The organism is Calothrix sp. UHCC 0171, from assembly GCF_034931845.1.
Classification (GTDB): domain Bacteria; phylum Cyanobacteriota; class Cyanobacteriia; order Cyanobacteriales; family Nostocaceae; genus Brunnivagina.
Window position 1 is genome coordinate 44,912 of record NZ_JAYGHN010000019.1, and the last position, 25,474, is coordinate 70,385.

Annotated in this window: 27 protein-coding genes; 12 read left to right on the forward strand and 15 right to left on the reverse strand. The window is 38.0% G+C overall.

All coding sequences use genetic code 11. The features are described from left to right. Positions 1-12: 12 nt before the first annotated feature. Positions 13-1,491: an AAA-like domain-containing protein gene (locus tag VB733_RS15595; RefSeq protein ID WP_323340973.1), complete on the reverse strand. Its 1,479-nt coding sequence runs from the start codon at positions 1,489-1,491 to the stop codon at positions 13-15. Positions 1,492-1,792: 301 nt separating this feature from the next. Here VB733_RS15595 and VB733_RS15600 point away from each other — a divergent pair, with 301 nt between their 5' ends. The 7 genes from VB733_RS15600 (at position 1,793) to VB733_RS15630 (ending at position 8,167) form a co-directional block, all read left to right on the forward strand. Continuing rightward, complete coding sequence (locus tag VB733_RS15600) at positions 1,793-2,182, forward strand: hypothetical protein (protein ID WP_323340974.1); 390 nt, start codon at positions 1,793-1,795, stop codon at positions 2,180-2,182. Between the two features lie 118 nt (positions 2,183-2,300). Then, the gene (locus VB733_RS15605; protein ID WP_323340975.1) at positions 2,301-2,639 is read left to right on the forward strand and encodes a hypothetical protein; all 339 of its coding nucleotides are present in this window, start codon (positions 2,301-2,303) and stop codon (positions 2,637-2,639) included. A gap of 20 nt (positions 2,640-2,659) precedes the next feature. Continuing rightward, a complete protein-coding gene (locus VB733_RS15610; protein ID WP_323340976.1) occupies positions 2,660-3,265 on the forward strand; it encodes a hypothetical protein in 606 nt (201 codons plus the stop codon). Positions 3,266-3,462: 197 nt separating this feature from the next. Next, on the forward strand, positions 3,463-4,476 hold the full coding sequence (locus VB733_RS15615) for a hypothetical protein (RefSeq protein WP_323340977.1): 1,014 nt from the start codon (positions 3,463-3,465) through the stop codon (positions 4,474-4,476). Positions 4,477-4,505: 29 nt separating this feature from the next. Continuing rightward, positions 4,506-5,696, forward strand: coding sequence for a serine hydrolase domain-containing protein (locus VB733_RS15620; protein ID WP_323340978.1), 1,191 nt, complete (start codon positions 4,506-4,508; stop codon positions 5,694-5,696). Between the two features lie 285 nt (positions 5,697-5,981). Further along, a complete protein-coding gene (locus VB733_RS15625) occupies positions 5,982-6,407 on the forward strand; it encodes a KTSC domain-containing protein (protein ID WP_323340979.1) in 426 nt (141 codons plus the stop codon). Positions 6,408-6,988: 581 nt separating this feature from the next. Further along, complete coding sequence (locus tag VB733_RS15630) at positions 6,989-8,167, forward strand: AbrB family transcriptional regulator (RefSeq protein ID WP_323341031.1); 1,179 nt, start codon at positions 6,989-6,991, stop codon at positions 8,165-8,167. 137 nt (positions 8,168-8,304) lie between these two features. Here the strand turns inward: VB733_RS15630 and VB733_RS15635 are convergent, their stop codons facing one another. The 3 genes from VB733_RS15635 to VB733_RS15645 all read right to left on the reverse strand — a co-directional run bounded on the left by VB733_RS15635 (position 8,305) and on the right by VB733_RS15645 (position 11,472). Beyond that, on the reverse strand, positions 8,305-9,582 hold the full coding sequence (locus tag VB733_RS15635) for a serine hydrolase (protein WP_323340980.1): 1,278 nt from the start codon (positions 9,580-9,582) through the stop codon (positions 8,305-8,307). A gap of 502 nt (positions 9,583-10,084) precedes the next feature. After that, complete coding sequence (locus tag VB733_RS15640) at positions 10,085-10,477, reverse strand: hypothetical protein (protein ID WP_323340981.1); 393 nt, start codon at positions 10,475-10,477, stop codon at positions 10,085-10,087. Positions 10,478-10,611: 134 nt separating this feature from the next. Then, on the reverse strand, positions 10,612-11,472 hold the full coding sequence (locus tag VB733_RS15645; RefSeq protein ID WP_323340982.1) for a zinc metalloprotease HtpX: 861 nt from the start codon (positions 11,470-11,472) through the stop codon (positions 10,612-10,614). A gap of 405 nt (positions 11,473-11,877) precedes the next feature. On the opposite strand from VB733_RS15645, the gene VB733_RS15650 reads away from it, so the two are divergent. After that, complete coding sequence (locus tag VB733_RS15650) at positions 11,878-13,356, forward strand: CoA-acylating methylmalonate-semialdehyde dehydrogenase (protein WP_323340983.1); 1,479 nt, start codon at positions 11,878-11,880, stop codon at positions 13,354-13,356. A 197-nt stretch (positions 13,357-13,553) separates the two neighbouring features. Then, positions 13,554-13,967 carry a heavy metal-responsive transcriptional regulator gene (locus VB733_RS15655; protein WP_323340984.1) on the forward strand — a complete coding sequence of 138 codons (414 nt, stop codon included), beginning with the start codon at positions 13,554-13,556 and terminating at the stop codon, positions 13,965-13,967. A 30-nt stretch (positions 13,968-13,997) separates the two neighbouring features. Here the strand turns inward: VB733_RS15655 and VB733_RS15660 are convergent, their stop codons facing one another. Further along, positions 13,998-14,435, reverse strand: a complete 438-nt coding sequence (locus tag VB733_RS15660; protein ID WP_323340985.1) for an Rrf2 family transcriptional regulator — start codon at positions 14,433-14,435, stop codon at positions 13,998-14,000. Positions 14,436-14,939: 504 nt separating this feature from the next. Here VB733_RS15660 and VB733_RS15665 point away from each other — a divergent pair. Next, a complete protein-coding gene (locus VB733_RS15665; RefSeq protein WP_416336322.1) occupies positions 14,940-17,081 on the forward strand; it encodes an NHLP family bacteriocin export ABC transporter peptidase/permease/ATPase subunit in 2,142 nt (713 codons plus the stop codon). Positions 17,082-17,160: 79 nt separating this feature from the next. Here the strand turns inward: VB733_RS15665 and VB733_RS15670 are convergent, their stop codons facing one another. After that, positions 17,161-17,598 carry a hypothetical protein gene (locus VB733_RS15670; RefSeq protein ID WP_323340987.1) on the reverse strand — a complete coding sequence of 146 codons (438 nt, stop codon included), beginning with the start codon at positions 17,596-17,598 and terminating at the stop codon, positions 17,161-17,163. Positions 17,599-18,225: 627 nt separating this feature from the next. Here VB733_RS15670 and VB733_RS15675 point away from each other — a divergent pair. Both VB733_RS15675 and VB733_RS15680 read left to right on the forward strand, forming a co-directional pair. After that, the gene (locus tag VB733_RS15675; RefSeq protein WP_416336320.1) at positions 18,226-19,548 is read left to right on the forward strand and encodes a murein transglycosylase A; all 1,323 of its coding nucleotides are present in this window, start codon (positions 18,226-18,228) and stop codon (positions 19,546-19,548) included. Between the two features lie 564 nt (positions 19,549-20,112). After that, on the forward strand, positions 20,113-20,586 hold the full coding sequence (locus VB733_RS15680; protein ID WP_323340988.1) for a PIN domain-containing protein: 474 nt from the start codon (positions 20,113-20,115) through the stop codon (positions 20,584-20,586). Between the two features lie 283 nt (positions 20,587-20,869). Here the strand turns inward: VB733_RS15680 and VB733_RS15685 are convergent, their stop codons facing one another. From VB733_RS15685 to VB733_RS15725, 9 genes are all read right to left on the reverse strand, one after another. Further along, on the reverse strand, positions 20,870-21,244 hold the full coding sequence (locus VB733_RS15685) for a hypothetical protein (RefSeq protein ID WP_323340989.1): 375 nt from the start codon (positions 21,242-21,244) through the stop codon (positions 20,870-20,872). 522 nt (positions 21,245-21,766) lie between these two features. Further along, a complete protein-coding gene (locus VB733_RS15690) occupies positions 21,767-22,132 on the reverse strand; it encodes a hypothetical protein (RefSeq protein WP_323340990.1) in 366 nt (121 codons plus the stop codon). Positions 22,133-22,210: 78 nt separating this feature from the next. Continuing rightward, positions 22,211-22,579: a hypothetical protein gene (locus VB733_RS15695; RefSeq protein WP_323340991.1), complete on the reverse strand. Its 369-nt coding sequence runs from the start codon at positions 22,577-22,579 to the stop codon at positions 22,211-22,213. 84 nt (positions 22,580-22,663) lie between these two features. After that, positions 22,664-22,978 carry a hypothetical protein gene (locus VB733_RS15700; protein ID WP_323340992.1) on the reverse strand — a complete coding sequence of 105 codons (315 nt, stop codon included), beginning with the start codon at positions 22,976-22,978 and terminating at the stop codon, positions 22,664-22,666. A gap of 173 nt (positions 22,979-23,151) precedes the next feature. After that, positions 23,152-23,484, reverse strand: a complete 333-nt coding sequence (locus VB733_RS15705) for a hypothetical protein (RefSeq protein ID WP_323340993.1) — start codon at positions 23,482-23,484, stop codon at positions 23,152-23,154. Between the two features lie 219 nt (positions 23,485-23,703). Beyond that, on the reverse strand, positions 23,704-24,057 hold the full coding sequence (locus VB733_RS15710; RefSeq protein WP_323340994.1) for a hypothetical protein: 354 nt from the start codon (positions 24,055-24,057) through the stop codon (positions 23,704-23,706). A gap of 140 nt (positions 24,058-24,197) precedes the next feature. Then, on the reverse strand, positions 24,198-24,542 hold the full coding sequence (locus tag VB733_RS15715; RefSeq protein WP_323340995.1) for a hypothetical protein: 345 nt from the start codon (positions 24,540-24,542) through the stop codon (positions 24,198-24,200). Between the two features lie 140 nt (positions 24,543-24,682). Further along, a complete protein-coding gene (locus VB733_RS15720; RefSeq protein WP_323340996.1) occupies positions 24,683-25,030 on the reverse strand; it encodes a hypothetical protein in 348 nt (115 codons plus the stop codon). Positions 25,031-25,206: 176 nt separating this feature from the next. Beyond that, positions 25,207-25,474 (reverse strand): hypothetical protein (locus VB733_RS15725; protein ID WP_323340997.1); only part of this gene is annotated, 268 nt, incomplete at its 5' end.

The following is a 25,474-nucleotide window of genomic DNA, read 5'->3' on the forward strand; positions in this document are numbered from 1 at the left end:
TTTTGACGAATATTAATCATTTTCTTGACAACGCTGGCGAAAATAAAAACGATACAATTCATAACGGGGTCTAGCACTTGTTTGCGAAAGTGTAACTAAACCTAAATCATTTAACTTAACTGCTGTATCTTGATTTAGTAGCCCATCGAATTCAACGGAAATATCTGTGGTGACAACCTTTTTAAATGCTGCAATTAATTGAGAATTAGCCAAAAGGTTCTGACAATGTTTCTGTAAATGATAGCGATACATACCCCATCCAGTCACAGCAGTTCGCAAAACTTCTTCTAAGGATATATTCTCCTGGGATATATGTTTAATGGCTTCTCCAACTAAATAAGGATGTCCCCCCACCATTACCATTAACTGCATAACTTGATTTATATCCCAATCTAGACCATATTTTTGTGCAAATAACAGTACTTGTTTGGCAGTAAAATCTGGCAAACTTATCTCTGTTCCTGCATTAAAAGGTGACTGATTGATATCTAACTGCATATAAGCTTGAGTATGCACCACAACTAACCGCAATTGTCGCCACAAAGGACGAGTTTTTGCATCTTCATGCCAAGTTCTTAACATCCCTAGAAACTCGCCTGTAATTTCTGGGTAGGGAAACATTTTATCGACTTCATCTAAAGCTAAAACCAAAGGTTTATCAGCCGTTAACAAATATTTTTCAAAATAGGTTCTGCACTTAATTTTGCTATTTCCCAAACTTTTCCGCCAATGTTCCGCAACTGGATAACTCACCTGCAACATTTCCGTAATACTGGTACACAAGCACTGTAAAAAGGCGTCTAAGCTACAAAAATCTGCCGCAGTTGCGTCCCGCAAATTTAACTCCACTGTTCGATAGCCTTGATTACTTGCATAATGCAATATTCTCGACATCAGCTCAGTTTTTCCTGTCTGCAAAGGAGCTTTGATTCGTAGCAGACATCCAGGTTGGATAATCTCTGTAAAACAGCGTTCTTCGATGGGAGGACGTTCGATATAAACAGAGTCTCTTGGTATTAATGATAATTGTAAAGTTTGACTAATGTCATTAATTACACACTTGTGCTGCTTCCAACTTCGTCTTAGTGCTTCTTTAAAATTGTGTTTGCTAACTTTTTCTCCCTTTCCCAATGCTTCGGTAAGCTTATTCCACAACTTATTGCCAACATCTTTGTTTAGGTATTCAGCACTATAACCGTAATTATCTGCCATTTGCGGATAGGTGACACCTTCCCAAGAAGCCTGAAGTACGTTTATTTCAATATCTTTTAAATGAATACCAGTGTTGTCAAATATAAGCTTATCAGCAAATTCCAGGGCTGTTTCCCAAGTAAAATCTGATTCTGTCATACAAGTACAAAGTTGGATAACTTTGTGTTTAACTTTCTTGTATAGCTTCAAAGTTTGAAGTAGTTTTTCGGAAGTTAACAGACAGGCTTTACATTTCTTGACAATTAGTTTTTGTTCACCAGTACCTAATGGTGAGTCCATAAAAAATTACTGGGTAATAACTGAGGCTGAGTTAATTATAGTTTTTCTTTGACTTGTGGCAATGATTGCCAGCTAAAACCTGACTTTATCCTATTTTGGTTTATAACTACCTGATTTTTTCCTATGTTTAATATCTGATTACTTATTTTTTGACATTTTTAATGTCTGATTATTTCCTATTGTGAGCTTGATTTACTTACGTCATGATATAGCCATGAACTGAAGAGATGAATATTTCATAAATAAAGCTTAATGATTTTCATCTCTCAAGTAGATATCACAATATTAATGGGTGAAAATTATGAAATTTAAACCAGTTTTGTCGGCAGCTTTGTTACTAAGTGTTGTGACCTTATCTTCAACTATGAATACAAACCAAGCTGTAGCACAATCGAATCAAAAGGCTTATTGTACAGCCGCATCGAATAAAGGGATTAGTTATTATGCGTACGGTGGTAGTTCAATTGCCGATGATTGTTTCAGTGTTTTTCAAAAGGTATTAAATGCTGGTCATAGTGTAGATAGAGCCGAATGGGGATACTACAAAACCAGTGGTCAAAATACTGGAAAAATCTCTTGCATTCAAGGACAAAAAACAGTGAGAGGAAATGGAGGTGACTTTTTTGTAAATGCATCGAATATGCGTGTGAGTTCAGGTTGGAGTGGTTGTACTTTTAAGGTGACTAGTTAGTTATAGCTGTTTAATGTTTTAATTTGTAAATTTTGAGTAATGCGATCGCCTCTAATATCGCATTACTAAATTTTCTTGTTTTTTGGATGTTTTTGATTATTTCTCAGGAGTTAACATCATGTTAAATCGCAAAATTTTGACATCATTAATGGTCATAAATACTTTATGTACCATTTCAATCTCCAGCGTAGCATTTGCATCAACACCAGTGAATCCACCCGGTTGTCCCGATGGCTGGGTTCCCGCAACACCTCCTTTAAATCCTCAACTTGGTTGTATTCCCAATCGGATCAAACCTCGACCATTAAACGGAAATTTTCAAAATCCAAATCCAAACAGTCAATTTAAATTTCCACCAGAAATACCTCAAGATTTTCAGATTAATAAGTGTCAATTGGGCGTAATTGATTCGGTTGACTGTCCGGAAAATAATCCAATTCCAGCACCAAGAAACTAATTAAAATAAAGGTAATAGTGATGAAATATTATCTCAAAATTCTTGCAATCAGCACTTTAATTGCAGCATCAATATCCCATAGTGTGTTTGCACAAATTACAACAAAGGATGATTTAGGTAGTTCCCCTCCTCCGTTGGGTCCAAGTTTATCTCAGCTGGGTGGTACGACTGCATATGTCCCCATGAAGCGTAGTAACTGTGAAGGAGTTGTTGATTGTGGTATCCATGTTTTAGCTACTAAATCAGGAAATCTCGACATCAAATTCAAGCTGGGTATGACTTGTCCTGCCGGTCGTCAAATTACTTATTTAGCTTATCAACCTCAAGGACAAAGTACAAGGGTTGTGTTTAATGGAAATACCAATTTTCAGAATTATTCTGGAACTGTGACCATGCAACCATTTTCCTTAGAAGAATTAGAAAAAGCAGGACAAACAGCTTTAGGTGGTGCTTGGCCTAAACCTGGTCCATCTAACAATAAAACGAAGACTGTCAAAAAAACTCTGAAAAAATCAATTGATGTGTGGGGACAATGTTCTGGTCTTGCAAGACAACAGAAAACATTTCCTGTCACAGTAACTGCAACTTTTGATGACAAAGATTTTCCATCTCAAAGAGTGCGATAGCAAGTAATCGGAGATTGGTGTTGTTAATGCATACACGTCACATTCTCGACCAGCTAACAACTCCAATCGACTTGATTTTACTTTTCTTAATTTTTTATTGATAGAGAATAAGTATTTTTATGCATATTTTTTCAAAATCCCCCGTACGTAAATATAAATGGACAAGCAAAAATATTATTCTCAAAGGAGTTTAAGCGATGCGGACACATAAACTGATAACTGGTACATTTTTGGTTTTGAGTATTGTCTCAACTAGTTTATTAGGCATAACAAATATTGTCCAAGCTGGAGAAGGAAAGTGTGGTGATTCTGCTGCACCTTGCCAAGAAAACCAAATACCTAATCAACCAACAATTAGTATTAAATATACGATTGAAAATAAAACTGACAAAATAATTAAGTTTGCTCTCCCGACAGGTAAAATTTATGAATTAGCTCCAGGGCAAAAAGCTTCCTATCAAAATACTTTACCAGCGAACCGTCTACGTCTATTTATCGTCGGTACAGGTAAACAGTATCCCTTAAAAAATGGTAATTATCAATTTCGCAAAGACCGCAGTGGCAAAATTTTATTAGCACGGGTGACAGCACCCCGAAGAGTTACAACTCGGCTAAATCCAGCTATTTCTTTTCCCAATAGAAGCCGAACTCGTGTATTTTCAAACTTACCAGGTAGGGTAGGAACTCCAACCGAGAAAAAACCCAATCCAACAGATACAGCAACTGAAACTCAAGAACCAGAAGCTGAAAATCCCGATTTAGCAAATCCAGAAACCCCTGACTTAGAATCTAGTGATAATTCGCAATCTAATTCGACAGGGTTGGAAATAATTCGGGAAATAGCTGGAATTGTCAAAACCGCAATTACCGCAGATGCAGAAACTGAACAAAAACGGATTGAAACTTTAGGTCATCAAGGAATAAGATCAGATAATTCCAATTCTGCTTCAGAAAATGCAGAAGAACTGGCTACAAACCCAAACTCACTACCGGGAACTCCACCATCAATTGTTCAAGTGGGTAATTCGGCTGATGAAATTTTAGCTAAATGGGGGTGGACAAAAGTTGATTGTGATTCTGGAAATTCAGTGGTCATACTTACAGGATTAAGTAATAGTGATGTGTGCGTCAATCCTACTTCAGAAATACCTGCGGGTAAGTATGAGTATAATCGAACTTCTCATCAATTAACGCCGGTAAATCAACAATAAATTTACTTTTGATATTCAGTATAGTAACTATGAAAACCATGAAAATCTCCATGACTTTTTTCTCAACTATAATCTTAATTGTTGCTTCAATTTCGACTGCCACTGTAGCAGAAATTACACCAAATGAAGTTAGAGAAAGCTCCTTCAACAAGTCCATATCTCCAACTCCGCCAATAATCCATGCACAAGTTGAGCGGCAAATAAATCAAGCTAACTGGACACCAAAACGACAAGTTGATGCTGCAATTAATACCTACAAAAATAAATTTAATGTTCCGGGGATGAGTGTTGCGATCGCACAGAATGGCAAAATAGTTTATGCTGCTGGGTTTGGGTTCGCAGACATCGCTAAACAGCAAAAAGTTGACTCTGGGACTGTATTTCGCCTTGCATCAGTGAGCAAACCAATTACAATGGCTTTGACTATGCGTCAAGTTGAAAAAGGTCTTTCGCTTGACAAGCCAGCCCGTTTTTATGTCCCTGAACTACCAGCCCATCACACCTATACTGTTGCTCATCTACTAAAACGTCAATCTGGTATTCGTCACTATCGGGGAAGTAAAGCCAAAGACTGTGAAGTTCCCAATAACCCGAATTGGAAGGATTCCAGCAATACCCAATATTCAACAGCTACCGCAGCGACAAAATTATTTAGTCAAGACCCCTTGATGTTCAAACCTGGTACTAAACCCTGTTACAGCACCCATGCTTATACAGTTTTAGGAGCGGTACTCGAAGGTTCATCGAAAAAGTCATTTACGGGATTAGTCAATCAAGAACTGACTCAAGGGTTAAATTTATCAAGCTTGCGTCCTGAATTTATCAACCAAGCCAACAGTAAACGGGCAAATATCTATCAAGATAAAAATGATGCTAATGATAAGAATATACCAGCAAATCGAGATAATCTGAGTTGGAAATATGCAGGCGGTGGTTTTGAGTCCTCTAGCGTTGATTTGGCTAAATTTGGGATGAAAGTCATCGATGGTTCATTCCTGTCTCCACAAGGACGACAACAATTAGGATGGAACAGTGTTTTTACTTATAGTGGTGCTCAAAGGGGTGCAGAATCTCACATCAGGCTTGAGTTTTCCAAAGGTATTGCGATCGCGGTATTATCCAATCAACGGATCAATTTAGATGAGGATGATCCTAACTATAGTCAAGAAGGTGTAGGCAAGTTAGCGACGACAATTAGCAATATCATCAATCAGAAATAAATCAAATTGTTCCAATTTATAGATGAGAGTACGTCAAATCTTCTGTATTTTCCCTGAGCTAGCGACAAGTCTGTCTGCTAATTACGCCAATATTCCCATAAATGCTCAACATGAATCGCGGTTGAGTATTTTTTAGTTAAATACTTGACCACGGGCTTAAAGTATAGTACACTTGAACTACCACTTGTTAATTAGTTGAATATCTTTAAAGATTCTCAAGTCCCCCCAATCAAGAAATTGCATGGCAAAAGTCATCAGAATCAGCAATTTAGGAGAGCTAAATTCATGAAGCTGTCGAGACTGAATTTGAGTAGTGTAATTGCTGTAGCCCATACAAATGGGCACTTGCAGTTATTATTAAATCGAGGCGATGAACTGGAATTATTGGAGATAGAAGCACCAGTCGCAGTATTTGCAGGATTGCAAGAACTCAATGAGATAGTTGCAGAAGCAACGGCACTACCTCCAGCTAATGAATCGATCGCAATGTTACCAATTAATTCGTCGATGGCAAATGCAGTTGGCTATGATGCGGACATGTCTGTTTTACAAATTGAATTTCGTAACGGTGCAGTTTACCAATATGCAGGTGTAGAGCCGGAAGTTTGGCAGGATTTGCATGATACAAACTCCGTTGGTAAATACTTTAACAATGAGATTAGGGGTAATTATTTATCTAGCCGCATATATGAGAATGATTGCGATTGCTGATTGCCCTTGACATCATGTTCGGCTAATCACTTACAATTAAAATTTCTCCGCGTCCCCGCGTCTCTAAGTCTCCGTGTCAGTCTTAATAATAAGTATTCAAGCGGACATGATATGACTAAGTGTTCCTGGTTGCTCCTGGCTAATTGCAAGTTGTGTAATTAGCCATTTCTTCAAATTTTATCTTCGTTCGTCCTTCACTATTGGCTTTTAGCTTATATTTAATATCCCCATCCAATTACAATCCTTCAATCGCGATGAGAAGAATTTCAATGAACAATTTAAATATTCCTTCCGATAGATAGATTATTTTCCAGTTTAATAATATCTTTACGAATAGGTGGGAACAACAAGACTAAAGCTTAGTTAATTGTTTCTACCGAAGGTTTTCAATGGCTCCAAATCAGAAGTATATGCCTCGTTATAGCTAAATTGGCTTTATTTGCTTTAGCTGTAGCGAGAATTTTGTCTTTTTGGGGAAATGAGTTGCTAATCGAGCTTGAGTTAGGTGCATTTGGTTTCGCTTCAGGTTAGCTTGGATATATAAACTCGATTAAACAGACTAATTTAATAAACTCGTGTTAATCAATCAAACTTTAAGTGCGACTCCAACTTCGCGGGTATCTGCACATGAAACAGCATCTGTTACAAAATTACAAATATCGCCAAAAAAGTTAATCATTTTAACTTTAGAGTTGCTTCTGGCGATACCTCTAGGCTATATCCTGACTCAGTTCAACTTTGGAGGAATTGCTTGGATATTTGGAGGAATTGCTGCGGGTGGAATTATCTTTCAAAGTATTCGCATATTATTTCAATATCAAGCCAAACCCAACCGCATGGCGAGGAAAGTAGGGATGGTGTTGGTGGGTTTAGCAATTGGTTTTTCTAACGCCAAAGCGAACTTTGCAAATGTGGCTGAGGGTATTCCTGTATATATTGTCTTGACGTTTTTTTTATTAATTAGTGGTTGCGGGATTGGTTATGTTTATTCACGCTTGAGTAAAACCAACTTACTTACAGCAATGCTGGCGACAGTACCTGGAGGAGTGGGGGTGATGTCAGCGATCGCAGCTGACTATAATCGTAATGTCACCCTTGTAGCCTTGGTTCAAGTTATTCGTGTTACATCCGTTGTCTTGCTGATTCCCCTCATTGCCAGAACTGGGATAGATACGGATGTGGTGCAACCATATTTTCTCAGCAATTCACCATTAATTAATCTGGAACCATCATATTTAGGATTGTTGGGAATAGTATTCTTGTTTGTAGTGATTGCAGTGAATTTTGCGGTACGTTTACAGATACCTGCTGCTGATTTTTTTGCCGCATTAATGGTTGGCATGAGCTTTCATTCAATCATGAATAGTTTGCCATTTGTCAGTGAGATTAACTTTACTCCTCCATCATTATCTAATTTAATTGGGCAAATGTTATTGGGTATTACAATTGGGGAATATTGGGGAGAAAAACCCACCTTTAGCAAGCGAACTTTGATCTATGCTATTGTTTGTGCGATCGCAACATTAGTTGCAGGTGTATTTGCATCTTTAATTGCTATGTTCCTAACAGATTGGGATTGGTTGACATGCTTGCTAGTCACCGCACCTGGAGGCGCTGCGGAAATGATTTTAGTGGCACTTTCTTTAAATCATCATGTTGAGATAGTCACAGCAGGACATTTAGTCAGGTTGATGGCAATTAATGCTTCTCTACCACTTTGGTTATATTTATTTCGTCGTCTTGATAAAGTTAGAGGATGAAAAATCGGTTGAGGAAGCAATAAAAATTGCTCCCCTAGTCGATGCGCTATTACTAGATTCTGGAAATCGAAGGCAAATTGCAAGAGTTTTTTAAGCAGTTAAAAGTCCTGAGTTAGGAAATTACGAATTACGAATTATTATGGTTGTCTGGCAACTCTCGGTTGACTCAGATAACCATATACAACTTTAGAGACTTGACTGATAAACTGGGTTCCTCGCGAATCTCCAAAAGGTCTTCTAACCATGATACCAGCTAGATAACGCTTACCTGATGGTAGTTGAATAATTCCTGCATCTCCGAGAATTACTCCTAATGTTCCAGTTTTATGAGCAATGACTGCACCTTTGCCAATTCCAGATGCGAGCAAACTTCGATTTCGCACACGCCGCATAATATCTATCACTTTAGTCTGACTGGAGTTAGTTAATAACTGATTATTGGAAATTAATGCCGATAGTCTTACCAAATCTTTGGGACTAGTGGTATTTGTACCTTTAAAATCACCTAAAAGATTGCGAATGACTGTATTTTGTAATCCCCAATTGCGAAAGCGAGGATTGAGCTTTGATTTTCCACCCAAACGATCAATAATCATATTAGTTGCAGTATTATCGCTGATGGTAATCATTTTGGTGGCAGTTTCCATCAAGTTAAAGCGAGTTCCAGCAGGTTTGTACTGCATATTTCCAGAACCGCCCGTCATTAAGTCGCGCCGCATCACCAAGGTTTCATTCGGTTTGATTCTACCCGCGTCTATTTCTTGAAAAAGAGCAATTAGAATCGGAAACTTAATTGTACTGGCTGCTGAAAAAATTTTTTCGCCGTTGTAATCTAAATAATTACCTGTGTCTAAATCCAGAACAAATATGCCCGGTTCGATGGATTTATAACGTGCCATTAGGGTTCTGACTTGAGCAGCTAGTTGTGATATTTCACTACCTAAAGGAACTACACCTGCAAAAGGGGAAATACTACCTACTTGAACAGGAAATTTTTCTTCACTAGATTGAGAACCACCACTAGAAATACGTTCAATGGATGAGAAATTCACAATCCAGTGTGAAGCCGAATCACCACGAATTAATACCTTTTCCGGTGAAACAGTATATCCCGGCGCTAATTCCACAACAACCCTAGCAGTTTTGCTATCAACTTTACCAATGCGAACTTCCCTAACTTTAGAACCAAAGCGATCGCGTATGGTATTTCCCTCAATATTTGTATTTGGTAAATCTAGTACCAATCGTGTCGGGTTCTGAATTAAGAATGCCTTTGGTTGTACTGCTGATTCTGTAGTAATATTGAGTTGATTTTGTGTCTGATCGAAATACCATGATTCTAGTCGAGAAGCATTTGCGGGAGAAGAAAGCAGCCCAATACTGGCGACGCTAAGTAATATAAAGCGTAACTTCATGTGTATTATTTCGAGTGTGTGTGAGAATTACTAGGACAAGTTTTCTTCTTTTTTTCGATATATCCGGAAGAAAACGGATTCGCTATCCATTAATGAAAATGGAATACTACGAAATGACACGTAAATTTCAGAATTGTTCCAGAATCAAAATACAGAAATTTGTGTTTAGGTAATATATAATACCTATCTATGCCTATGCATAATCAAATAGAGACGCGATATGTCACGTCTCTATTGGTAATTTTATAGACTAGTACAGTTCGGCGGAAATGAACCAATCATTCTAAAGTGACAAAAAGCTTATTTTAGAAGCTTTATTCCTTCTGCCTTCTGCCTTCTTACTTCTGCCTTCTGCCTTCTTACTTCTGCCTTCTGCCTTCTTACTTCTGCCTTCTGCCTTTTGCCTTCTTACTTCTGCCTTCTGCCTTCTTACTTCTGCCTTCTTACTTCTGCCTTCTTACTTCTGCCTTCACGTACTAGGATAGGATGAGTAATATTCGTTCTAATTTGGGCGTGGTGCATTAAAAGCTTCCCATGCAGCTTTTGCAGCATCCTGAAGACGCAAACCTAACTCGGTAAACTGGTTGACAAACAAATGCCAATTCTTTTCAGCCTCTTGTTGCATCACATTCAACGAGTTTTCAATTTTTTCCCGTTCAATAATTTTTTCACCTTCAATAGTTTCCCGTGCTTTCCGCACTGCACTTAAATAGGTTTCGCGAGTTAGTGTTCCCGCAGATTCGGCTTCAGCTTGGGCACGGCGTTTTAGCGCTTCAATCAAAGCTTTTGTTTCCTGTTTTAATTCATCAGTTTCGCCAGCCATTTCTGTATCAACCATATCGTTGGTTTGTGGAGTGATGTCAATTTCTACGGGTTCAATATTATGGTTAGTCATACTTTCAACATCCTTTTGTTTGTAATTATGGTGTTATTGGCAGGAAGTTGCACCCATAAATAGAAATAGGGAAAAGGAGAAAGGAGAAATTATTATTTACTCAGAATTTAGAATTGGGAATTTAGGATTCACTACTATCTAATTGGTAATTCTTTTTCCAAATTGAGTAATGCTTCGATTCGTTTTTCTGTTGTCGGGTGAGTTCTAAACAAATTAGCGAATGAACCACCAGAGAAAGGATTAATAATTAATAATGACTCAAATGCAGGATTTCCAGATTCTACGGGCATTTGACGTGCAGTTGATTCTAAACGTTGCAAGGCACGGGCTAAAGCACGAGGATTTCCTGTAATTCTGGCGGCTCCGGCATCGGCTGAAAACTCACGGGTACGGGAAATTGCCATTTGAATGACTGTTGCAGATATCGGTGCAAGTATCATTGTTAACAATAAACCGACAAAATTCCCACCCCGGTTATTATCATCCCGCGAGCCTCCACCAAACCAAAATAGGTTTTGTGCCAGGAAGGATATTGCACCTGCAATCGTGGCTGCAACCGCTTGTGTAAGGGTGTCGCGATTAGCTATATGTGTTAATTCATGGGCGATGACAGCTTCGAGTTCGTCTTCAGGTAAAATATTCATAATCCCTTCTGTGACAGCTACTGCTGCATGTTCAGGATCACGTCCTGTAGCGAAAGCATTGGCTCCAGAGTCAGGTACAATATATACTCTCGGCATCGGTAAATTTGCTCGTTGAGACAACTTGCTTACCATGCGGTAAAGCCCTGGTGCTTGTGCCTCACTTACTTCTTGGGCACGATAAGCTGCTAGTGCAATTTTATCTGATTGATACCAAGAGAATAAATTTGTTACTGCTGCCAAGCCAATACCTACAATCAAACCTGTAGTACCGCCAATAACCCAATAGCTGATAGCAATTAAAAGACCACTTAATCCAGCAAGCAAAGCAGCTGTTTTGAATTGATTTCCCATATTTTTATTTTCTCCTGAAGACTGCATGTCTTACTGCTATTAAACTTGTTTAAGAAACAGCATCATTTCAGCCATGTCTTAATTGTATCGAGTCAAAGATGATTTTTTCAGGTAGAAATAGCGCTCCAATCAGGTTCGGTTTTCACACTCATTTGGGTATTGGCTAGTAACAATGCTTATGGTTGGAAAATACATAAAATTCAATAGTAAAAACTAAAAAAAACATGAAATTTAAGAGTGTTGTTACTGTCATCTTCTGAACTGTATTTTTGATATTGTAATTGAGGTTTATGAGAAATGCGATCGCACTTAAATTGTGTTAGCTTTGATTAACTATTTCCCTGTAACCGTGAAACTTAAAAAAACAATATTTCAATATTACTTTAATTAAACATATCCTGACTTATGAAAACCCTGAATAAATTACCCAATTATATCAATGGTGAATGGTGTACATCCGCCACTGCCAACTACCTAGAAGTGAGAAATCCCGCCACAGTAGAAGTAATGGCGCAAGTGCCTTTATCAACTGCTGCTGAGGTAAATGCAGCTGTGCAAGCGGCAGCTACAGCATTTATTTCCTGGCGACGAACTCCAGCAACAGAAAGAGTACAATACCTATTTAAACTCAAAAATCTATTAGCAGAAAATTTTGAAGATTTAGCCAGAACTATTACCCAGGAATGTGGTAAGACACTGGCAGAATCAAAAGGTGAAATGCAACGGGCAATTGAAAATGTGGAAGTTGCTTGTGGTATTCCCATGATGATACAGGGAACTAATTCCGAGGATATTGCACGCGGTATCGATGAAATGATGATACGGCAACCTTTAGGAGTTTGTGCCGCAATTTGTCCGTTTAATTTTCCAGGGATGATTCCGTTTTGGTTTTTACCCTATGCATTGGCTTGCGGCAATACTTACATTATCAAACCTTCGGAAAAAGTACCGCTAACAATGCAAAAGATTTTTCAATTATTGGAAAAAACGGGATTGCCTAAAGGAGTTGTCAATCTAGTTAATGGAGCCAAAGAAACTGTAGATAGTATTTTAGATAATCCCCAAGTTCGTGCAATTAGTTTTGTTGGTTCTACACCCGTCGCTAAATATATATATTCTCGTGGTGCCGCCAGTGGTAAACGAATGCAGTGTCAAGGAGGTGCCAAGAATCCAATTATTATTTTGCCAGATGCCGAGATGGAAATGACTACCCGTATTGCTGCCGATAGTGCCTTTGGTTGTGCAGGGCAAAGATGTCTCGCCGCTTCCTTGGCTGTAACAGTAGGAGCCGCGCAAAATAGTTTTACGGAAGCCATTGTGGAGACAGCCAAAAAACGAATAGTTGGTAATGGTTTAGACCAAAATGTGGAAATGGGGACTGTAATTTCCGCCGAAAGTCAAAAGCGGATTGAAGGTTTAATTCAAAAAGGTCATGAAGAAGGTGCAAAATTATTAGTAGATGGACGAAAACCCCAAATTTCTGGTTATGAAAAGGGTTATTTTATTCGTCCAACTATTTTGGACAATGTCAATCCAGAATCAAAAATTGCCAAAACAGAAATTTTTGGTCCTGTGCTAGGTTTAATGCATGTGGACACAATTGATGAAGCGATCGCACTAGTAAATAGTGGACAATATGGTAATATGGCTTGTCTCTTTACCACTAGTGGGGCTGCTGCGAGGAAGTTTCGATATGAAGCAGAAGCTGGGAATATTGGTATTAATATTGGCGTTGCTGCACCAATGGCGTTTTTCCCTTTTAGTGGTTGGAAGGAAAGCTTTTTTGGCGATTTACATGGACAAGGAAACCATGCTGTGGAATTTTTTACACAAACAAAAGTTGTTGTTGAGCGTTGGCGTGATGATTGGGCGCGGAAATTTTAATTGAACTGGAGTTTTCTGGAATTATATCAGGTTCGCTTAAATACCTAGGATAAAACTGACGCGGAGATATGGAGATAGAGAGACGCAGGGAAAAGTTAATAATCAATGATTTGCCAGACTTGAAATTATCTTCATCTCTAGTTCACTAGAGAGTTTAGGATGATATTAGCCAGCAAAGGTAAATAAATAATAAATCTATGTTAGTTCAAGAACAGTTACAACAAATTGGCACAATCGCCAAAGAAAGCGGTATACCCATTAAAACCATTCGCTATTACGAAGAAGTCGGTTTAATCAGGGCTTCGAGTCGAACTGAAGGCGGATTTAGATTATTTAATGCAGATATTATCGAACGTTTACATTTTATTAAGCGATCGCAAAGTCTAGGTTTAAGTTTAACAGAAATTAGAGAGTTTCTCGATGTCCACGATCGCGGTAATTTACCCTGCCAACATATTAAAGCGAAATTGCTGGATAAACTAGCTGCGATCGAAGAACAAATTCAACATTTACTTGTTTTGAAGTCGGAACTAGAAGAAATTATTTCAGATTGGGAAAAAGTTCCAGAGCAAACTGAAAATAAAATCTGTCCGATAATTGAGCGCAACTAAATTTTAGTGCCTGACAGTGTTTTTACATCCTTAAATGTAGTACATCAATGCCATATGAGAATGCTTCTTCTCTAAATCACATAAATCTTGCAGGCTACGCTCTTGTAAAGCTTTATACAGCGCCTTACACCCATCTTGCCAAACTTCTTGAATCACTTTTCCGCCCACAGTTTCCGGGTTAATATTCGCACTAGGTAACGTTGCTTCCAATCCCTCAATACACTCTAATACGTCTAAAACATTGATTTGGTGAGGTTCTCGCGCCAAAACATAACCCCCTTTAACTCCCCTTGTACTTTTAATCAAGCCCCCACGTCTGAGAGTTGCTAAGACTTGTTCTAAGTATCTTTTGGGTATATTTCGAGCATCTGCGATTTGTTGAATTTGCAGGGGTTCGCCGTTATTGTGAAGGTTTGCTATTTCTAACAACGCTAAAAGCGCGTATTCTAACTTACTTGATAATTCCATAGGCGCAACTCTGCCAATTAATATTTACAGCAATAAATTAACTTATGTTGCTGTCATTAAATAATAAGTGAAAAATTTCACCTTGATGTTTACATATCTGACTTTACCTTAAAGCCTCGCGCTCATAAAATCAAATATTTGCTAATCACCGATAAATCGACCAGTTTACTGGAGATTGTTTGAAATGTCTCAGGCTGGGCTTGCCTAAGTATTTTTGCGACTGGAAATTAGCTGAATTTCAGTTTTCGCAAATGCAACTACACAAACACTACATTTGCTTGATTGCTTGGGATTGTAGCCAGGTACGAAACTGCATCAGTCTATTCTCCTAGAAATAGTTAGTTCTCAGAATAGCCCCAGTGACTAAATATTTATTGAGAGAGGGCGATATATCACTTCTCTAGCCAGGAGAATTAAAGATTGATGTTGAAACAAATTCTAGAAAAAACATTCAAAATAAAACCTAAATTTCGTCCTATTCGTCGCACTCCCACATTACTACAAATGGAAGCTGTGGAATGTGGTGCAGCATCATTAGGAATGATATTAGCATACTACGATCGCATTGTTCCTCTGGCGGAATTGCGACAGGCTTGTGGGATTTCACGAGATGGGAGTAAGGCAACGAATGTACTTAATGCAGCCCGGAGTTATGGTTTACAAGCGAAGGGTTTTAAGGTTGAATTAGAAGGTTTAAAAAATCTCGAAGCTCCCTATATTGTTTTTTGGAATTTCAATCATTTTTTAGTTGTCGAAGGTTTTAGTAAAAAGTACGTTTTTTTGAATGATCCAGGAACAGGAAGACGTAAAGTTACACTAGAGGAATTTAGCGAAGCATTTACGGGGGTTGTCTTAGTATTTGCAAAGGGTAATGAGTTTAAGAAAGGTGGACGCAAACCCAGTTTATATTTATCTTTATGGGAAAGGTTACAGGGAAATATTTGGTCATTAATTTATTGTGTTTTAGCTGGATTTTTTCTGGTATTACCGGGTTTAGCAATGCCGACTTTTTCCCAAGTTTTTGTTGACCAAGTATTAATTCAAAATCGCGAAGATTGGTTACGTCCCCTAATATTTGCAATGTTTTTTACAGCCATTTTAAGTGGGTTATTAACTCGATTACAATTGCAATTATTGCGACGGATGAAAATCAAGTTGGCAATGGGAATGTCAAGTAAATTTATTTGGCATTTACTCCATTTACCTGTTAGTTTTTATGACCAAAGATTTGCTGGAGAAATCAGTAGTAGAATTCAAATTAATGATAATCTTGCCAGTTTACTTTCCGGTAAATTAGCAACAACAGTAATTTCTGCCGTAATGGTAATTTTCTATGGTATTGTCATGTGGCAATACGATAAAGTTTTAACATCAATTGGTATTTCTTTTGTAGTAGTTAATCTTGTCGCTTTGCAGTGGGTGTCTCAACAGCGTGTAGATACCAATATGCGCTTAATGCAGGAACAAGGGAAAGTAAGCGGGGTAGCAATATCTGGTTTACAAAGTATGGAAACTTTGAAAGCTTCGGGTTTAGAATCTGATTTTTTCAACCGTTGGGCGGGATATTACGCGAAAGCAATTAATGTTCGTCAAGATATGGACAGTCTCAACCAAGGTTTAGGAACATTGCCTGGGTTTTTATCAGGTGTAACTTCGATGCTATTACTGACTGTCGGCGGTTTGCGGGTAATGAATGGTAACTTGACTATTGGGATGTTGGTGGCATTTCAAGCTTTGATGCAGCAATTTCTCCAACCTGTGAATCAGTTAGTTAGTTTAGGTAGCGATTTGCAGGAACTCGAAGGAAGTGTAAATAGACTTGATGATGTTTTACAAAATCCCCCGGAAGGAAGTGGAGAAAAACAAGTTTCCCATACCCAATTTGCCAGAAATCATACGCAATTTCCCAAATTAGGAGGATATTTGGAATTACGGAATATCACTTTTGGTTACAATCGGAATGCTGCACCTTTAATTGAAAATTTTAGTCTGGCATTGAAACCGGGGCAACGTGTTGCATTAGTGGGTGGCAGTGGTTCGGGTAAATCAACTGTTGCCAAACTTGTGGCTGGTTTATACCAACCTTGGACAGGTGAAATTTGTTTTGATGGTAAGCCGAAAACAGAAATTCCCCGTCAAGTTTTGGCTAATTCAATTGCGACTATTGAACAGGAAATTACACTCTTTGCGGGAACTGTACGGGATAATTTGACTTTGTGGGATACAACTATTCCTGATAGTAATTTGATGCAAGCTTGCCGCGATGCTGCGGTTCATGAAATCATACTTTCTCTTCCTGGTGGTTATAATGCCGATTTATTGGAAGGCGCAACCAATTTGAGTGGGGGACAACGACAGAGATTAGAAATAGCTCGTTCTTTGGTGAATAATCCAGCTATTTTGGTGATGGATGAAGCAACTAGTGCATTAGATACAGAAACAGAAAAAATTATTGATCAAAATTTACGCTTACGTGGTTGCACTTGTTTAATTGTGGCGCATCGTTTGAGTACGATTCGTGATTGCGATGAAATTATTGTTTTAAATCGCGGTAAAGTTGTCCAGCGTGGAACTCATGATGAGTTACGTCAAGTTGAAGGGCATTATTTAGAGTTAATTAAGAGTGAAGGTGGCACATTAGCATAACAAGATTCTGGAATATTGATTGGCGGAGAAAGATATGTATCATCAAAATCAAAATTAAAATCAAAATCAAAAAGATTTTTTATTTTTTCTCCGCACAACCGTCTAAAACAGTATTTCCGAGAATAAAAGTTGCAGAGTATGGGTATTCTTTATCAGACATCCCATCACTACAAATATCTTGCTTTTTGAGAATTAAAACATTGTGATTATTATTTCTGCTTCTCATTCGATACACTCTGACTGTATCAAGAGTACGCCCGGAAGCCGAAAGGGGTTTGACGTAAGGGAAAGTCTGTTTTTTCGCATCAGGAGTTGAGTAAACAATACCGTTTTTAGTCACTTCAACGCTCCAAAATGGTTCTGTTCCTCGACTAATAAACTCATCAACTTTTACTGGTTGTTTCTGATTTGCAAAGCTAGGATTATTGGTAATTATGAGAAATATCATTCCTAATAAAAAAACACCGACAGCTAGTATTTGCAAACTTTTAGTTGCGAAAAGTTTTCTAGAAATCATGATTCATCTTCCTGAAAAATACTGATTAAATTTAAACTCACTAATTTGCAGTCTCGTAATCCTGATACTGATTGTATACCGTTCTAATAGTGTTTCATATATTCAGGATAATAGATTAAGTGCGATCGCCTCAAAAAAATTTTGCTTCTTTTCCGAAATCGATGTCAACGCCTGGGTAGTAATAATCAGTTAAGCAACTTATACCGAACTCTATATATCGAAAACTTCGGGGACTTACCCCAATACTACTGAAGAACCTAGTCGTAACTGGCTAGGTTCTTTGCTTTTTGGGAATTATTGGGGATTATATCGTTTCTCCAAAATCTGGCAACACATAAAATTAATCCCCGCGTCACCATCTGTTACTCTCTTTTGGAGAATTGGTATTACTTCCTTCTCCCTCTTTCAATGTCTCCTCTGCCATCAGGTAGATTTAAAGATGAGGAATCATCTCAAATCCAAAATATTACGAAATGTAAATCTTTTCGAGATTAGTTGCATAAATAGCTTGGCATGTTTCGTAGTTAAGAGTACCAAACGTAAAATTCTCGTAAAGCTCGCAAAAATGTCACTATTGTCACTATGACGAATTAAAATTTGGGTGAATTGTCCTAGTTAACTTTAATTGTGAATACACTTCTAACTAAACGACTCTTTTCGCTAGGGAAAAATCCGAAAAAACTCTCTTTGGGAATTTTAATTTTCGGTGTACCTGTATTTTTTCTCACTTACTTAGTCTCTTTACAGCCATTAGGACGTTTAGCATTAAGTCCAGAAAGATGTCATGTTAAAAAATGGAATCTACCGCAAACAACCGCAAAAAAAACTCAACCAACATCAACAGGTTCAGCCGTACTTGTTCTGAGACCTTGGGTAACTTGCTGTGAAAATGATACATCCTGTTTCGATCATCAAATATGGGGTGAAGATGAAACGATCGCAGATCAAAAAGCACTGATAAATTCAATTAACCAAAGCTTGAAATATTTAAAAACTCCTAAGGCAGAAGCGGATTATCGAAATTATCCTGTAACTGGCATCACCCGTAACAATGTCATTCAAAGTTTGATTAGATTCCGGGAATTATTACAAACTAGCAAGTCAGCCAGACAACTCAACGACGCAGTGAGACGAGAGTTTCTGATTTACCAGTCGATTGGCGGTGACAAACAAGGAGGGGTACTATTCACTTCCTATTACGAACCGATTTATGAAGCAAGTCGCGTTCCTACTAGCGAATACCGTTATCCAATATACCGGGTTCCCCCCGATTTAAAATCCTGGAAAAAACCCCATCCTACCCGTCTCGACTTAGAAGGTGCAGATGGATTGCAAGCTAGCAAAAGTAAACTTAAGGGTTTAGAATTTTTTTGGTTTCGCGATCGCCTGGAACCTTATATGATGCAAATACAAGGTTCAGCAAAAATTAAACTTGCTGACGGTAGTGAAACTCATGTTGGTTATGCAGGTAGTATTGCCCAAAATTATAAAAGTATTGGTAAGTCACTGGCTGACGATGGAAAAGTACCCCTAGAGGGTATGACAATGCCCAAGATTTTGGATTATTTTCGTAAGTATCCCCAAGAATTAAGTATATACATACCCAAAGACCCCAGCTTTGTCTTCTTTCAAGAAAATTATGGTGTGACAGCAACAGGTTCAACCTCAGTACCAATTACAGCCGACCGTTCTATTGCTACCGACAAAGCACTGATGCCTCCCGGCGCTTTAGCATTAATTCGCGCTCACCTTCCCTTCCCTAATTCCCAAGGAACTATGGAACATCGGATTGTTAGTAGATACGTACTTGACCAAGATGCCGGTGGTGCGATTAAAGGCGCGGGTCGTGTTGATTACTTCACGGGTACGGGGAAAGTCGCAGGCGAAAGGGCTGGTGTCACCGTTGGGCGTGGACAATTGTTTTACTTACTGCTGAAACCAAAATCATGAAAAAAGTCATAATTATGCTTTTAAGGGTACGTAAGTATATCTTTAGATAGATGCGAAAATTATTTGAAATTAAAAAAATACAATCTCGAAGTCAAAATTTCTAGATGAATAATGTTCGCTGATTCCCAATCTTAAAATTAGTGAATTAAAGTCAGTTAATTGTCAAAAATAAGCAAGTAGCAATCACACAAACCATATTTAGAGATGTAAATGATTAGCTTGCTGGCAATACACAATTTTCAACTACCAATTCACCAACTAAGTCAATAGTTATTAATTTTTATTCATTAAAAATAATAGGAACCAGAAGGTATCTCTTTCGTCATGAAAAATAACATTAACTACTTAATTGATACTGTTACTTTTGAACGAAAATAACAGGATAAGCAGTAATTTATACGTAAACATTACTTGAATTTCTACAAAAAATGCCAATAATCAGAAATTTCACTATTTGAGTTTGTATGTAGATATATTCCTGAAGTGAAGTGAGAACAGCGACTCATTCGTACTTCATATTGCATTAATCGCTCAGTCATTGCTTAGTCAAGCGGGAGTTTTAAAGTGATTGGAATTTTAATTGATGCTGATTTAATACTTGAAGCATTAATGAATCGAAACCAGTTAGTAGGAGATATTGGCGAATTATTTGACAGAGTGAATCCCCAGCTAAAAATGTATGTTACTGATATTGGTTGGGAAAAAGTTTATACCTATATCAGTCGCTTGCAAAATACAAAAGTTGCTCAAGCTGTTGTTGATTGGTTAAAAGACAAAATTACTATTTGTACAGTAGATGGCGATATGCTGCAATTAGCTCGTGCTTCGGCAATTCAAGACTTTGAATCCGCAGTCGAATTTGCTTGTGCTAGCTTCCAAGAAATAAATGCGATCGTTACTCATCGAAATCAAGACTTTACAAATGCACCAGATAAATTTTGGATTTGGTCAATTTCCGAATTACGTCTCCGTTCCAGTCTTGAAAATCAACTACAAGCGACTAGTCAGTATACTCTCCCATCAACATATTCACGTTAAAGAATGATTGTCAACATACAGAATTATAGAAGATAAAAATTGGCAGACAGAAGCAAAAATTATTACACTCAATAGATATAATTCGGAAAATTTACTCATCCATCTACTATTCAGTCTTTAGCCCTCTAGCCAGGGCTAATCATAAGTATATCAAAATAAATGCGGCTAAAACAGCAGGAATCAGCCCACAACTATTTCTCAAAAACGGCGACTTGGAATTGTAAATCACCGTTTGACAGCGAATCTAAATTTAGAAATAATGCTGTCAATTTACCGCATTACTTTACTGTACAGTTAAATTTAATGTGTAATTTAATGTGCCATTCCCGCTTGTTTGTTGCGAAATATTACTACCCGAACTGACGATATCCACATTTACATTAGCGGAAGCTGGCTTATAATTAGCTTTAATCTCAATTTTTTGCTGACCAGTTGATAAATAGGGTGATAAATTAATCTCAGACTGGTTGCGATCGAGACGTTTTATAACTTTTCCATTAATCAAAATTTCGCCTTTGAATTCTGTTCCAGACGAATTAATCTTTAAAGTTTGGGGTTGTTGCAGATTTTCTGAATTGACACTAATCGTACTTTCTTGAATACTGGAAGAATAGCTAGAGTTAGAATTCTGGGTTTGGATAGAAGTAAAGCTTTTCATATCACTATTCCCACTAGAGTTAATAGAAGAATCAATAGAAGAATCAATCGAAGAACTTTGTTGACTGTACGAAAAATTGTTGCTGAGTGCAGTCCAGAGACTAATGATTAATCCTACGCAAAGAGCGTACAAGAGTATATTTTTCATATGAAGTTTGATATTTGAAATCTAGGGTGAGGTTTGGGAAGAGGAAATAGGCTATGGGGACTGGATTACTAAAAATTTGACGTTGTTCAATCAGGTGATGATTGCTACTAATTATCCCGCAATGATTAAAAACTGAGACTTTATCCTGTTAATATTGGGACTACTGAGTTCTAAAAAATAAACCCGGTTGCTGACATTAGTCGTCACCCACCTTGAAAGGCATAGTTCTAAGTAGTTAATTATTTGCCTAATTTCCAATTCCCAATACCCAGCCTCTTATTTCAATTTATCGAAGAAAGACGAAAAACCCCCGTAGGGGTAATATATCGTTGCAATTTATATTGAGGCGATCGCATCAACTGAATAGTTAAGGTATCATTTAGGAAAAGCTGGGACATTAACCTTAACTTCGACATTATTGTTAATCGGTTTGACACGAACACCAGTGGGATTATTACCACCAGATAAATGTTGATTACTATTCATATTTTGGTTAACAGAACCTCTACCTGTATAAACTTGAGTGCCTGTAACGCTTGATTGGTTATTAAAGCAATCATCACTAGCACTTTGGCTCGCATTTTGGTTTTGGTTAGCAACACTATTTTTACCATGAATACCAACTTGTACACCCACCCGGTTGTTGATACATACTGCATTAGCTTTTTGAGTTAATGCTGGGGTAAATGCGGACATGGCACTGATGCTAAAAGCACTCAAAGCAAGTAATTTCAGTTTCATTTTTCTCCTAATAATTTTGGTATTAGTTAGTCATTAATAATTGTTAATAATTAGAGACTATTCAGTAATAATTATTAACTAAAAACTAGGATAAGCAGGGACATCAATTTGAGGATTGACATGTATTTTAATCGCCGGCATGGGGACTCCAGTCGGGTTGTTGCCACCGGAAACATATTGACCAACATTACGATTTTGGTTAACAGAACCCGCACCTGTATAAACTTGCGTACCCGTAGTTGTAGCGGTGTTTCCGTAGCAATCTGGACTAGCTTGCTGACTGACATTGTTATTCTGGTTAGCAACGCTATTTTTGCCGCGAATCGCGATTTGTACACCAACATCTGTGAGGACACAAACAGCATTTGCAGAAGGTGTTAATCCAGGAAGAAAAGTCGAGATAGCGCTAATCGAGAAAGCACCTAGTGCCAGTAATTTGAGTTTCATGTTATTTCCTTTCCTTTAAGTGTGTGAAGTTAAGTTAGTGAAGTGAGTTTGTACGGTCAGTGTAAAAGCAGCAGTTTGTATAAATTAATTACATACAGTTGTCGAAGAAGACGCGATCGCTTGACTACCAGCTCTGAAATAACGTCTATTTTGGCGAACGTTACGACATTTCAAAACTTTGTTCGTACGATAAGTCTGTATGCGACGGTTGTTGTTGAAGTTACTGTTTGGATATACAGGAAATACTGGAGCCGTTTTGATGAATACACCATTTTGACCCAGTGACATTTGCACGTTGCCAGTATTAATATTTAAATCTTGAGCATTAGCGATTCCAGAAGTGAATACCAGGGGAATCGAGCAGAGTGCGATCGCGAATATGATTTTTTTAGCAGGCATGGCGTTCATCCTCAATAAAATAAAAAAGTGAATTATTTACAATTAGTGGGTAATGGTGAATTACTAATGATTAAAAGTTATTTTTACTTTGTCATTTGGTTATTTGTTCATAACCAATAACTTATTAACTAATAACTAATAACCAAGACCCAATACCCAATAAGTAAATAAATTTAGTAACAACGACCTGCTGCTCTTTGCTGTTGTACAGTTCTTTGGATAGCATCGATATTTACGCGATTACCATGACCAAAAACAACCGCATTTTGAGCTAAGTTTTGACCAGAACCTTGGATTTGAGCGCCAGAATTACACCAGCCAGTTTTCTGTTGGCTTTGGTTTGTAATTTGAGTTCCACTTGTGCGAACAGAGTTACCAGAACCACCGATAACTACATTTTGATCCATATTCTGGGTTGTCCCTTGGCTTTGTTGGGCAAGCGCTGCACCAGGAGATATAATCAGAGCAGCAGCTAAAAAACCGAAGGTGTAGATTTTATTCTTCATCTTTCTAGACCTAATTAGTTGTGTGTTGCTGGTTACGAAGCTAATGTTGCTAATGTTTTTGAGGGTTTGGCTAATTCCAAAACATTGAGCAATAATCAATAGCCTCGCTAACCAGATTTTTTTGTTTTCTTGAAGTTGTGAATTCAGGTTGTTGAGAGTATTTAACTTATCCAACCTGGCATCGAGTCGCCAATATACAGATTTAACTAACTAATCTGTTTATCGTCTGCGGAAACGAACATAATTACCAGAAGTTTGACTTTGATTGGTATTGGTAGTGTTATCTATTCCTGTCACGTTACCATAACCAGTGTTTCCAGCCCCGATACCTGTGTTAGTTCCATTACCTTGAATTTGGCTACCAACTCCAGAACCATAGAAAGGACTACCATATTTACCTTGGTATTGGTTAGTGTTAGTGCTGTTGTTAATACCTGTGACGTTACCAACGCCAACGTTGCTAGCACCAATACTTGTATTGGTGACGTTACCTTGAACTTGATCACCAGCAAATGCAGCAGGAGCCATTGCCAAAGTAGCTAATACACCGAGAGCAAAAGATTTCTTCAACATGTTCGTAGTCCTTGTTAGATATGTGTTATGTGTTGTGAAATTAAATCAGAGAAAAATTTAGACTTGAATCCTCTCCAACCCTACCCTTGAGTAAGGGAAGGAGAGTAATGTGATTGCGGAAGCTTCAGATTCGTTATTACTTAGTAACGGAAATAGCAACCAGAACCAGCTACTTGACTTTGGTTAGTACCAGTGGAATTAGAAATTCCTGTTACGTTTCCAACACCAACGTTTCCAGCCGAAATTCCAGTGTTAGTAGCATTACCTTGAACTTGGTTTCCAGAAGTACGACACCAGCGACCACCAAATTTGGCTTGGCTTTGGTTAGTACCGGTGCTGTTGGTAATCCCAGTCACGTTTCCAGAACCAAAATTGCTAGCGCCAATACTTGTATTGGTAACGTTACCTTGAACTTGGTCAGCAAATGCAGCAGGAGCCATTGCCAAAGCAGCTAATACACCAAGAGCCAAAGATTTCTTCAACATGTTCGTAGTCCTTATTTAGTTATGTGTTGTGTTGTGAAATTAAATCAAAGAAAAAATCGAAATTCGAGAGGAAATTGCTAATATCACTACATGGTTTGGCTGATGTGGCAATTTAATTGCAGATATTAGCAACACAAGATTTAGTAGCGGAAATAGCAACCAGAACCAGCTACTTGACTTTGGTTAGTACCAGTGGAATTAGAAATTCCTGTTACGTTTCCAACACCAACGTTTCCAGCAGAAATGCCAGTGTTGGTAGCATTACCTTGAACTTGGTTCCCAGAAGTACGACACCAGCGACCACCAAATTTGGCTTGGCTTTGGTTAGTACCAGTGCTGTTGGTAATTCCAGTTACGTTTCCAGAACCAACGTTTCCAGCATTAATTTGTGTATTGGTAACGTTACCTTGAACTTGATCGCCAGCAAATGCGGCAGGAGCCATTGCAAAAGCAGCTAATACACCAAGAGCCAAAGATTTGTTCAACATGTTTCTAGTCCTTATTAGTTATGTGTTGTGGGGTTAGTTTAAAAATTTGCCAAGATAAAGTTGCTAAAGCCTGAGGGTTTGGCTATTTTCGAGGTATTAGCAACACCTCACCAAGTTATATGTGCATGTTTGCAAATTTAGTCGCGCAGATTTGGAAATGCAGACTTGGGTGAAGATTAGTAAGAACAGCCTCTAGCGTATTGGCTTTGGCTGGTGTTTGTACCGTTAGAAATTCCAGTTACATTACCATAACCGACATTGCTAGCAGAGATTCCAGTGTTGGTAGCGTTACCTTGAATTTGGTTGCCAGTTACGCAGAAAGGATTAATATATTTTCCTTGATATTGGTCAGTGTTGGTGCTGTTAGAGATACCACTGACGTTACCAACGCCAAAATTACCGGATGTAATATTTGTATTTGAAACATTACCTTGAACTTGATCA